This window comes from Ancylomarina euxina (assembly GCF_003863355.1).
In the GTDB taxonomy this organism is placed as follows: Bacteria; Bacteroidota; Bacteroidia; order Bacteroidales; family Marinifilaceae; genus Ancylomarina; species Ancylomarina euxinus.
Genome location: NZ_QQWG01000024.1, coordinates 45,021 through 57,056, shown reverse-complemented (window position 1 = coordinate 57,056; position 12,036 = coordinate 45,021). Strand labels below are relative to the sequence as shown.

Here is a 12,036-nt window from a genome sequence, read left to right as displayed (position 1 = left end):
CTTAACTCAACAGCATTTAATTTAAACTCTCTACTAAATTTTCGTCTCTCTTTTTCCATTTTCTAAGATATAAATTATTAAGATAATTATACCTTAACTCACTGTCCAAGTAAATGTAGCAACTCCAGTAAGCACAAAGAATCGCCCCCCTCTTTGTTTTATGCAGATAAATAATCAGACTGTTAAGAGACTGACTATCCTATTGTTTTCTGAATATCTTTTCCCAATTATGGACTTTTAAATTCTGGAGTGATCACAATACTATTTAATTCAATAATTTCATTGGGCAAACTAGTGTAAGTCTTCAGACTAAATTCCATATCTTTAGAAGAGAACAAAAACGACCAACTCCAAATATGCCTTTCCGCCACTTCATCATATTCTTTCTATTTTTTCTTTTGGGGACAACGAATGGCTTTGCCCAGAATGACCTTATTATCCGAAAAATCACTTTCTCAGGAAATGATTCACTATCACGGGAATCTCTTCTTAAACAAATGAATACCAAGCCCCCCTCTTTTAGCAAAAAAATTAGCTTTTGGAATAAAAGAATGCGCTTTTCCAGCTTCACTTTTGAAGAGGATATCCTAAAACTGAAAAAATATTACCTGAAGAGTGGATTTTTGAAATCAGTGATTAGCTATCATCTGAAACCAACTAGTAATGGCAAAAAGCTCGATATAGCAATAAAAATAAAAGAAGGGAGTGCAGTTCTTACTGGGAAGGTTCTTTTGAACATACCTAAGAACGGGAATGGTCAACCCTATTTAGATTCCCTAAAAAAGTTGGTCCAACTAAAAACAAAACATCGCTTCAGAGATGAAGATGTTATCGCCACCGAAAAAATGATTTACGATAATTTCAGCAGCAAAGGCTACCCTTATATTCGGGTTATCACCGACATTACCTTGTCCCCCGACAAGCTTTCTGCTAACGTGACCTATAGCATTTTACCGGGACACAAATCATATGTAGGGGCCATGAAGTTAGAGGGAGATTCATTGATTTCCCGTTCCTATATCAATAAAAAAATTAAGCTTAAGCAGAATGAAATTTTCACACAAACACAACTGGAGCGAACACAGGAGAAACTATTTGATCTGGGACTTTTCCAATATGTAACCATAAGAGCTAGTATGGATAGTGTGGAGAATAACAGAATTCCCATTCATATCCAAGTAAAGGAGTTACCACGCTGGTCTTTGAGAACAGGATTAGGTTACGGTACCGAAGATAGGCTAAGAGTCTCTCTCCTACTGAAACGCCTTAATTTTCTTGGGGGTGGACGAAGCCTTACTTTTAAAGGGCAACATTCTCATTTTATCCCTTTAAATATTGAAACAAAATTCATACAACCTCAGCTGTGGAGCAAAAATATGGATTTCATACTGAACCCTTTCTTCTCAAGAGAACTAGAGGAGAGTTATGAGGTAGATAGGTGGGGAACATCCCTTACCCTCCAGAAAGTTTTTTCAAAAAAGAAATCTGCCTATATCTCCTATACCTACGGACAGGATAAGGTAAATCTGAAAGAGGCCAGTCTTTCAATAAATACGGATCAGATCGCGGAGCTAAATAACACTAAGTCGGGTGTTACCCTAGGCTACAACAGTAGGGCAACCAATAAGTTGTTTTCTCCATCGACAGGTTGGAAATTTGGTACTATGGCTACCTATATGGGACTTGGCTTCAAAAGCCAGTTTCATTACTACAAATTCATTCTAGAGCTAGCCGGTTTTTATCCGCTTGGAAAGGAAGTCGTACTTGCAGGCAAAATGAAAGTCGGTACAATTGAGCCTACACAAGGTGATAGTCAAACACCCATTGAAGACCGGTTTCTCTTAGGAGGAGCCTTGTCGTTGCGAGGCTGGGGGCGCCACCAGATTTCTCCTATAAATGAAGGAGGCAACAAAGTGGGTGGAAACAGTATGCTGGAGAATAGTCTAGAGTTGAGATTTCCTCTTTTTGGAATTTTTTCGGGAGTTACATTTATGGACATGGGAAATGTCTGGTCAGACCCCTGGGAGTTTGACCCAAGAAGCTTTAACTATGACGCAGGATTGGGTTTACGTGTAAAAACTCCTGTGGGACCTGTTCGACTGGACTTTGCAACACCAATATTGGGCGAAAAGTTTAATCTCCAGTTTTTCATCACCATCGGACATGCCTTTTAATATTAAAAAAAGAAATGAAACGCATATTTAAAATAGCAGGTTTTGTAGTGGGAGGAATTCTGATTCTTCTTGCTGTATTGCTATTTACCATTTCCACCGGAAACTTTAACCAATGGATAGCCACCAAGATATCCCAAAATGGTAATCAACAGCTGAACGGGAAACTGATTATAAAAAGCATAGAGGGTAACCCACTATCACACTTTAAGGTAAATGGGATAAGAATTGAACAGGATGAAAAGGATTTGGTCAGCCTGAGTATACTAGAGATCAAATTAAACCCTTGGGCTATATTATCTAAAAAAATCAAGCTTGATCTGATCAATCTTAAAGGACTTCGACTTGAGCTGGAGGAAGGTAGTGACAGCTTATGGAATTTTCAAAAATTGTTTCCTCAGGGAGAAACAGCCAAAAAGGATACAACGAAGACATCTTTCAACTGGAAAATTGATCTTGAAAAAGTACATGTTACAGATTTTGAAGCCAACATTCAAACTCGTGACACAAGTAGCAGGATTCCTCGCTCGCTCAAATTAGATGCTTCTCTTTCTTTCAAAATAGCTACAAACAGTGTGAAACTTAATTTGGATCGTTTCAAGCTTTCCTCACAGCAGCCATCTCTTCAGATCGATCAGCTAAAGTTTCAGGCAACTCTTGTTGATTCTGTTTATAGCTGGCAAGATTTTGAACTTCAGCTAGGGGTTACAGCTATACAATCATGGGGATTCATACCGCTCAACAAGCCTTATTATTCAGAGCTCAGCTTTAAAGCATCCCCCCTCAACTTTGATGAACTGAATGAATGGCTGCCCGATCTTCATGGAGAAGTCTGGATAGAGCTCCTGCTAAGGAATCAATCTAATAGTAGCAATATCAATTGTAATATCACGCAGAATAAACAGAGTATTAAGATTCAGGGGCAAATAGCCGATTTAAACAGTATTCCGACCTACCAAGGCCTTATCAAAATGGATAGTTTGAATGGTGAGTACTGGACCCAAAGGGCCAAATTGCAATCCAACACAAAGGGAAGTATTCAATTTAAAGGCAAGGGATTCGATTTTCGAAAAGGCAGCTTGTACGGCAAAGCTCAGTTTTCTGATTTGAAATATGGAGATTACAAACTAGATAGCTTACTATTGTCTTTAAATAAAGAAAAGGATGCAATTAAAGGAGGTCTGGAGGGCAGAACCATCTTCGGAGATCTGGTTTCCAAATTCCAACTGGAAGACGTTTTTTCAGAACCCAAATATGATATTATAATTCAGCTGCTGAGAATCAACATAGGAGCATTAATCGGGAATGAAAAGCTAAGCTCTAATATTAATCTGAACTTACAAGGCAAGGGGCAAGGCGTACTGCCCGGTGAAATAAAAGCAGACATTCAACTTCAATCTGAAAAATCCCATCTTTTTGGTCAGCCAATCTCACTGGCAGATGCCAAATTTGGCATAAAAAAGGAGGAATACACGATTAAGGGCATTCATATTGAGACTCCGTATCTTAAGGCAAGCCTTCAAGGATCTGGTCACCTTTCTGGACAAAACCAGTTGGGGTTTAGTATTCGGGCAGAAAAGATAGAAAAAACCATGGAAACTCTCGGTTTGCCAATAACACATTTCAAGGGAGAATTGGATGGTGAACTGTCCGGACCTTTTAGTCAGTTGGCTTTTCAATCGAATGCCAGGATAGAAGAAATCAGAACCCAAAAATTTGGCATATCTAATACTGAGGCAAGTATTAATGCCCTATTATCTCTCAGCCATTTTCAGTCAAAGAGTGATTCAAGTTGGCTGGATAACTCTTCATTCCCCATCAACCTACAGAACTTATATCTGCATGCAGGTTCGAAAATAGGACATGCCAATTTTGGGAATTATTACTTAGAAAACTTCACATCTGAAATAGAGAAGAAAGGGCAAAATTTAAAAGGAAAACTGTTAGCCAATACGATCTTTGGAAGCTTGAAGACTACGATGGATATAAGTCAAATATTTACCAATCCCTCCTACTCTATTTTGAGTAAGGTGGATAACATCAACCTTGCTACAATTACCCGAAACGATACTCTGCAATCCGACATAAATCTAATATTTGAGGCCAATGGAACAGGAATCAACCCTGATTCCTTAATGACTGAAATCCGGATGCAGGTTGATTCATCAACGTTCTTGGGTATGCCCTTGAATGATTTTGATGCGCAGTTAAGTGTTAAACAAGGGATGTACCTATTAGAGGGATTTAAGATAGAAACCCCATTTGTTTTGGGAGAGGTCAGTGGAAAAGGGCACTGGAAGAAATCGAACCAACTTGCTCTTGATATAAAAACCAAGGATATTCAAATGCTCAGTTCCGCATTGAAACAAGAGAATTTGAGTTTTGCAGGACAACTTGAGACTAATATTTCCGGTCCTTCCGACTGCATTCACGTTTACACCCGTTTGCTATTGGAAGAGTTGAAGTATGACTCCATCGCTGCAAATCGTATTGAAACACAAGCCAATCTGTCATTTTACAATAAAGGATATTCGGGTAATGTAGACCTTGAGATAAAAAATACCCATTTCCAAAACCTGGAAGTTGAAATGATGAAACTTCAGAGCAGTTTAGATCAAGAGAAAGTTGTTAGTTCCTTTGCTTTTCATGCTTCCGACAGCCTAAACGGTAATATTTTATCCGAATGGCATATGGGGCAAAACCCATCACTCTATCTTCCTAAAATCGACTTCAATATTTATAACAACCATTGGCTTGGAGGAGGTTCCGACAGTTTTATTCATTTTGGAAAAGATTCCATCGAATTTCAAAAATTTGAGATCGCTTCGGATAAAAGTGCCGTAAAAGTCGATGGCGTTGTTGCTTTCCGGGGTAATCAGGACCTGCATCTGGCTATTACGAACATGAATCTTTCCCAATTCTCAAAATTAAAATTAATGCCCTATCAATACTCAGGGAAATTAAATTTTGGACTTGATATCGCTGGTACGGCAGAGAATCCTATCGCGGGTGGCAGCCTTGTAATTACACAACCAGTAATGGATCAATTGAACTATAGTCATTTTTCCAATTCTTTTAAATATGCTGAAGAAGTATTTACATTATCAAGTACTTTGAGTCGAAAAACTGAACCAATCATTTCGGCAAAGCTTCAGCTTCCAGTGCGTTTTGCTTTTACTGATAGCTTATTTGTTTTCAGGGCAAACAAACCTCTGGATGCCAAAATTAAAATTAATGAACTAGACCTCGGCCAATTTGCGCCCTATCTACCCCTAAGGGACTTGGAGGCAAAAGCTTTGGTAAGCATGGATATGGATATTGGCAATACCATTAGGAAACCTAAGTTAAGTGGAGAGTTTAAACTAAATAAAGGAGTTGTGATCTATAATAAATTGGGGATAGATTATAGTCAGATTGAAATGCGCAGCCAGCTGAAGGATAATCTCTTTTTGCTTGATACGCTTCGTGTTTTATCTGGTGAAGGAAAACTGAATGTAAGGGGGGCAATAGAGATAGACAGCCTTGGTGATGATGCAATTAAAAACATGGATATCAAACTGAAAGGGGAAAATTTCACGGCTCTTAATTCTGAAATGGTAAAGGCGATATTAAATACCGATTTATCAATAAAAGGCGATGCAAAGCACTCTGTGTTTGATGGGAATCTGACCATATTGAGTTCTTTCCTAAATACTGATATTCTTTTAAAAGAATACAATAGTAGCGTTGTGGATATGGATCAACCTTTGCTTGTAAAAGCTCAGGAAAAGTCCATAGAACTGCAAAACCAACAGAGAGTGAAAAAGGATACAAATCTTAAAGTCACTCCTGATATTTATAAGAATCTCACCGGGCAATTCCTGATTGAAATCCCTCGCAATTCCTGGTTGAAAGGGAAAAATATGAATTTCGAACTGGCTGGTAAGATCAAAGCCATAAAGGAGGGGGAACAAATTGATTTCTTCGGTGATTTGAATATTAAGCGAGGCTACTATAAAATTTACGGCCGTAGGCTTGAAGTGGAGGAAGGCAAAATTACACTGACGGGAGGACAACAAATCAATCCAGTCGTGAACTTTAAGATAGCCTATAAGTTCCGTGATCCCGAAAATCAGTTGCAGAAACTTAATCTAAATATATCGGGCCGAGTATCTCAACCCAAGGTGGAGTTTTTCCTTGAAGACAGTCCTATTGAGGAGAAAGATGCGATTTCCTACCTCCTCTTTAACAAAAGTCCCAGTCAGCTGGATACTAGGGAAACGGCATCTGCAAGTAATAGTAATGTAGATATTGCCAAGGATTTAGCCATCGGACAAATTTCAACCGTCATGAAAGATGCCTTACAATCGTCTCTTGGACTTGATGTTATAGAAATTTCAGGAAAAGGAGGAGGAAACCAGAGCAGTGTATCCATTGGGAAATATATTACCAATAATTTGTTCCTGAGCTACGAACGCACTTTTGCTTTAAATAAAAAGGACAAAACAATTGAGCCCGAAAAAATATCTATAGAATACCAGTTTTATCGTTCACTATTTTTACAGGCAACCAATCAGAGTACGAATTCAGGCTTTGATTTTATTATAAAGTGGACTTGGAAGTAGAGCATAAAACAACCCAAGCGCCTGAATTCAAGTAGATTATAACCACCATCACACAAATGTTTTGAGAAAATGTACAATTATAATTCAAGGTTTAAAGAATTAAAAATATTTAGTATTTTGTAAAGAGTTACTCTGTTTGTGAAAACAATCCCAAGACTCTAGAGCCTTTTGATCTTGAATTTTAGAGTAAGCCCCTTGCTCTTGCTATAACAAATATTGAAATAATTGGTCTCGTTGAAAAAAGCTGATATTATTGTATTATGAACGCGAATACATCCCATAATCTAAATCAATTCCACATGAAGATCACCCTATCCCCAATGAAACTAATCACCCTACAAGGTGGGTAATTTGGCATTTATGCCTAATATTGCTTTGTATATAATTTAATAAGTAAAGTTCACTTAACCTTTTTCCAAATTAAGATCTCATGAAAAAACTAGTTAATTATTTCTTTCAAGGCATTCTATATATTGCTCCAATTGGGATCACTAGCTATATCATCTATTTAATTTTCAGCTTTATTGATAATCTTGTAAATAAAACATTTCATAAGCTGTTCGATATAGATATCCCTGGATTAGGAATTTTTGTAATGGCATTATTGTTAGTTCTAACTGGAATATTAGGACAAAGTATTATTGCCAGACCCTTTCAACTCCTGTTTAAAAGGTTATTGGATAAGGTTCCATTGCTAAAAGTAATCTATTCTGCATTCAACGACTTATTTTCCGCATTTGTAGGAAAAGGGAAAAAATTTAACCGGCCGGTACTTGTTTTAGTAAATCCTATTTCTAATCTTGAAAAAATAGGTTTTTTAACTGAAGAAGATTTGACAAAACTTAACGAAAAGGAAAAAGTAGCTGTATATTTTCCTCATTCTTATAATTTCTCAGGGGAACTGTTTATCGTACCAAGAACTCAAATAAAAACGATAGATATCAGCCCCACTGAAGCCATGAAATTTATTATCTCAGGAGGCGTATCAGGCTTAAGTAATCAGGAACAAGAAAGCTGAGCTAATTATTTCTACACTTTAGCCTAAAATAATTAATAAATAATATTGAATATTCTACAGCCATAAAAAAAACGTATTCTTCAAAAACATTAAGAAGATGAAATAGACTATATTATTACTTTATATTTTAATTTTGGACTTCTTGAGAGTCTATTTTCATCATTAGCTTCTCTATAACCAATAGCTACAGCAAATAATGGCTTATCCTTATCGACTTTTAAGATAGACTCAATTGTAATATCTCTTTTAATTGGGCGATATGACAATCTGAAACAATTTTAGAAGGATCGTATTTTTTCGTTGTGTAACGATTCTGCATTAATTCAATAGACATACTTCCCCCTTATAATTAACGATATATAAAAAAGCCTTTCCTTATACAATAAGAAAGGCTAAGTCGTACCATACCTCAGATTGTAATATCAACCATTGAGGTATTGAAAAATAAAAGACAAATCCTCTATCAAAGGATGAACTTAACCTATAGCTTCTCTGGCGCTTTAAAATAGACTTCAACATACCTAAAATAAAACAACTTAATATCAATCAGCTCTAAATATATAGAGGCAAATTTTGAGATTCCGAATTAAATAGGGAGCTTTGTAATCCAATAATTTTCCAATGAAAGATTTCACTACTGGAAACGTAGCTCGTCATATATTTAATTTTACGCTCCCCATGCTTTTGGGCAATGTATTTCAACAACTTTACAACATTGTTGATAGTATCATTGTAGGTAAAGTTCTCGGCAAAGAAGCCTTAGCTTCTGTAGGAGCCTCATTTCCAATCATATTTACTCTAATTGCCTTATTGATAGGAATTGGTTCTGGCTTTACAATTGTCATATCACAGTTCTATGGTGCTAAGGATATCGATCGCGTAAAACGATCGATTGATACCATGTACATCTTTTTGTTTGTTGCTGGCTTTCTAATATCAATACTAGGCATCATTTTTAGCGAAGATTTATTCAGATTGCTTCAGCTACCAGAGGAACTTTTACCCCAAGCGACCACCTACCTGAATATTTACATGGCAGGAATGATACTCTTCTTTGGTTTTAATGGTACTAGTTCTGTACTTCGTGGTCTGGGAGATTCCAGAACACCACTCTACTTTCTAATATTAGCATCCATTTTAAATATTGTTTTCGATTTACTTTTCGTGATGGTGTTTAAGTGGGGAATTGCTGGTGCTGCCTGGGCCACTGTTTTAGCTCAAGGAATCGCCTTTATAGCTGCTCTTCTCTACCTGAATAGCAGTCATAAAATAATGAAATTCGCTTTATCTAAACTTAAATTCGATAAAGATTTATTTTACAAGAGTTTAAGAATCGGATTACCTTCTGGCTTACAACACACTTTTGTTGCTATGGGTATGATGGCACTGCTTGGTATTGTAAATGGTTTTGGTACCGATGTGATTGCAGCCTACACAGCTGCAGGTCGTATTGATTCTCTAGCCATGATACCAGCCATGAATTTCTCTCAAGCTGTTTCAGCCTTTGTCGGTCAAAATTTGGGTGCAAATAAAATTGATCGTGTTAAGAAAGGCTTCAAGGCTACCTTTATCATGTCTAATATCTTCTGTTTGGCTATGACAGCTCTGATTGTGATCTTCGGAAGTGATTTAATGAGACTGTTTACAAGTGATCCAAAAGTTATTGAAATCGGACAAAACTACCTGATCATTGTAAGTTCTTTTTATCTGGTTTTTTCTTCCATGTTTACCATTCATGGTGTTTTACGTGGGGCTGGGGATACACTCATCCCTATGTTTATTACCTTGTTTTCGCTATGGATCATTAGAATTCCTGCAGCCTATTTCTTATCCGGTAAAATTGGTTCTGATGGCATTTGGTGGTCAATTCCTATGGGATGGGTTATTGGGATGAGCTTTTCGTATATTTATTATCAAACAGGAAAATGGAAGACAAAAGCAGTTACAATGTAATAATATCAATAATAATCATTGACAAAGACTCGGTTTTAATAACTTAGCTTACCGTCAATTTGCAAATCGAATTCAAAGGCTTACCTTTGCCAAAATCAACTTTCGCTACTATGTTAATATCAATGACGGGCTTCGGAAAAGCCACTATTGAATTGGAAAACAAAAAGGTTTCCATCGAAATAAAATCCCTTAACAGCAAACAGCTAGATATCTTCACACGAATTCCAAACCTGTATAAGGAAAAAGATTTGGTTCTTCGTAATGATATCAAAAAACAGCTAGAGAGAGGTAAGGTTGAACTTTCAATTTTTATTGAGAGTGTTGGTGCTGAAAAAGAGACAAAAATCAATCAACCCATTGTTGAGGCATACTATCGTCAACTTCAGGAATTATCAGAGAAATTAAACATCTCTATTGATAATGAGCCTTTATTGAGTACCATTATCAAACTACCTGATACATTAAAAGTTGAATACCAAGCTTTTGATGAAAATGAATGGGAGTTAATTCATAAAGGTGCTCAAGAAGCTATTGCTGAACTTATCAAGTTTAGAACTCAGGAAGGAACTGCTCTTGAAGAAGATATCTTTTCGAGAATCTACAATATTGAAAACTTGCTAGCACAAGTTCCTCAATTCGAAGAAGACAGAATCAACACAATCAAAACAAGAATTAACGATAATCTAAACGAATTCGTTGAGAAACAACATATCGATAAAAATCGTTTTGAACAAGAAATGATCTATTATCTTGAGAAGTTTGATGTTACTGAAGAGAAAGTACGTCTTGCTAATCACTGTAAATATTTCATCGAAACGGCTCATATAAACGAAGCTATAGGTAAGAAATTAGGTTTTATTGCACAAGAAATTGGTCGTGAAATCAACACTCTTGGTTCTAAAGCTAATGATACTAATCTTCAGAAAATTGTCATTCAAATGAAAGACGAATTAGAGAAGATTAAAGAGCAATTATTGAACGTGCTTTAATTAAGATTAGCGTATCCAATTAAGAAATATCAAATATTCATATCCCGATTCATTTCGGGATTTTCATATCAAAAAAATGTCTGGCAAACTCCTTATATTTTCTGCTCCAAGTGGAGCTGGAAAAACGACTATCGTTAAGCACCTACTGACAAAAGATTTCAAGTTAGAGTTCTCTATTTCGGCAACGAATCGTCCAATGAGACCTAACGAGGTTGATGGTAAAGATTATCATTTTTTAAGCACTGAAGATTTTCAAAATAGAATTAGCAAGGATGATTTTTTAGAGTGGGAAGAAGTTTACAAGGGCTGTTTTTACGGCACACTTAAAAGCGAAGTTGATCGCATTACTGAAAATGGCAACAATGTAATTTTCGATGTTGACGTGGTTGGTGGACTTAATATCAAAAAATATTACGAAGACAAAGCTCTTGCCGTTTTTATTCAACCACCTTCGGTTGAAGAACTCGAAAATAGATTGAGAGGACGTTCTACTGAAAGTGAAGAGGTTATTAGAAATCGAGTTGATAAATTTATATATGAGCTCAGTTATGCTAAGCGTTTCGATACTGTTATTATTAATGATAAACTAGAAGATGCATTGAAAGAAGCTGAAGAAACTTTGACTAATTTTCTAAAATAATATTAGACCGTGATTTGTGAGCGTTCATACATCACGGTTTTTTCACTACGAACAACACACATTAGATAGACTATGAAAATTGGACTTTTCTTTGGATCATTTAACCCAATTCATATTGGACACTTAGCCATTGCTAATTTTATGGCTGAATTTACCGATTTGGAAGAAATTTGGTTTATTGTTAGTCCACATAATCCTCTTAAAAATAAAGCTAGTCTTTTGGCGGATTATCACCGATTTGAGCTTGTTAAATTATCTATTGAAGCTTATCCTCAGTTTAAAGCTTCAAATATTGAATTTGGCTTACCACAACCGTCTTTTACTATCGATACGCTTAGCTACTTAAAAGAAAAGCATAATAATCATCAATTTTCTTTAATTGTTGGCTCAGATAATTTGAATAATTTTACCAAATGGAAAAATTACGAGCTTTTACTGCAGAACCATGAGCTCTATGTCTATCCTCGCCCAGGTTTTAAGGATGAAGATGTCAATTTACCAGGCACGATTCATATTGTTCCTGCCCCATTAATGGAAGTTTCATCTAGTTTCATTCGTCAGGCAATAAAAGAGAAAAAAGAAATTCCATTCTTTCTTCCAACTCAAGCATACCAGTATATCAAGGATATGCATTTCTACGAAAAATAATATCACTCTTGTT

Annotated in this window: 7 protein-coding genes; all 7 read left to right on the top strand. The window is 36.2% G+C overall.

Going from position 1 to position 12,036, the window contains the following annotated elements:
* The first annotated feature begins 356 nt into the window (after positions 1–356).
* The 7 genes from DWB61_RS16345 (at position 357) to nadD (ending at position 12,023) form a co-directional block, all read left to right on the top strand.
* Complete coding sequence (locus tag DWB61_RS16345; RefSeq protein ID WP_125032011.1) at positions 357–2,174, top strand: BamA/OMP85 family outer membrane protein; 1,818 nt, start codon at positions 357–359, stop codon at positions 2,172–2,174.
* A 14-nt stretch (positions 2,175–2,188) separates the two neighbouring features.
* Entirely contained in the window at positions 2,189–6,775 is a 4,587-nt protein-coding gene (locus DWB61_RS16340) for a translocation/assembly module TamB (protein WP_125032010.1), read from the top strand.
* A gap of 430 nt (positions 6,776–7,205) precedes the next feature.
* Positions 7,206–7,793, top strand: a complete 588-nt coding sequence (locus DWB61_RS16335; protein ID WP_125032009.1) for a DUF502 domain-containing protein — start codon at positions 7,206–7,208, stop codon at positions 7,791–7,793.
* Between the two features lie 621 nt (positions 7,794–8,414).
* Positions 8,415–9,746 carry an MATE family efflux transporter gene (locus DWB61_RS16330; protein ID WP_125032008.1) on the top strand — a complete coding sequence of 444 codons (1,332 nt, stop codon included), beginning with the start codon at positions 8,415–8,417 and terminating at the stop codon, positions 9,744–9,746.
* A 110-nt stretch (positions 9,747–9,856) separates the two neighbouring features.
* A complete protein-coding gene (locus DWB61_RS16325) occupies positions 9,857–10,735 on the top strand; it encodes a YicC/YloC family endoribonuclease (protein WP_125032007.1) in 879 nt (292 codons plus the stop codon).
* A gap of 76 nt (positions 10,736–10,811) precedes the next feature.
* Complete coding sequence (gene gmk, locus DWB61_RS16320) at positions 10,812–11,375, top strand: guanylate kinase (protein WP_125032006.1); 564 nt, start codon at positions 10,812–10,814, stop codon at positions 11,373–11,375.
* Between the two features lie 72 nt (positions 11,376–11,447).
* Positions 11,448–12,023 (top strand): nicotinate (nicotinamide) nucleotide adenylyltransferase, encoded by a 576-nt coding sequence (gene nadD, locus DWB61_RS16315; protein ID WP_125032005.1) that lies wholly within the window; start codon positions 11,448–11,450, stop codon positions 12,021–12,023.
* The last annotated feature ends 13 nt before the right edge of the window (positions 12,024–12,036 follow it).